A 578-nucleotide genomic window follows, 5' to 3' on the forward strand; every position below is an offset into this window, starting at 1 on the left:
CGGTAAAATAAGCAAGAGGCCGTCTGAAAATACTTTCAGACGGCCTTGCGCTTTACTGGGCTTAGGAAAGCAATATTTTGAATTTAAACTTACTTATTGTGTTGATGGGAAAATTCCCATGCTTTAAAAGTCTGCCGTTCGGAAGATAGCGCAAGCCGATTGCGTTTCTGTCTCAAGCCATTTCGAGTTTACTGCTGTATTTGAGGCAGAATCCGGATGACGGATTGGCAGAGCCGATGATAGAAGCTTTAGGCTTAACCGTTGTTCAGACGGCCATCGGGTACTTTCTTAAACAGGCGATAGAAATTGTCGCTGGTGTTTTGTGCCAATGTTTCCAAACTCTCGCCGCGTAGATTGGCTAAGAATTCGGCTGTATAGCGGACGTAGGAAGGCTCGTTTTGTTTGCCGCGTTTGGGAACCGGCGCAAGGAAGGGCGCATCGGTTTCTACCAAGATTCTATCAGCAGGGACGTATTTGGCGGCTTCCTGTATCAGCGGCGCGTTTTTAAACGTCACAATGCCGGAGAAGGAGATATACATGCCCAAATCCAAAGCGGCTTTGGCAAAGGCGACGTCTTC

At 47.6% G+C, this 578-nt stretch carries 1 protein-coding gene; it reads right to left on the reverse strand.

What is annotated here, in order from left to right; translation table 11 throughout:
• Positions 1-254: 254 nt before the first annotated feature.
• A partial coding sequence (locus ACTHUT_RS21580) for a TatD family hydrolase (protein ID WP_440419862.1) occupies positions 255-578 on the reverse strand: 324 nt, incomplete at its 5' end.

The organism is Neisseria sp. P0022.S010 (assembly GCF_051956635.1).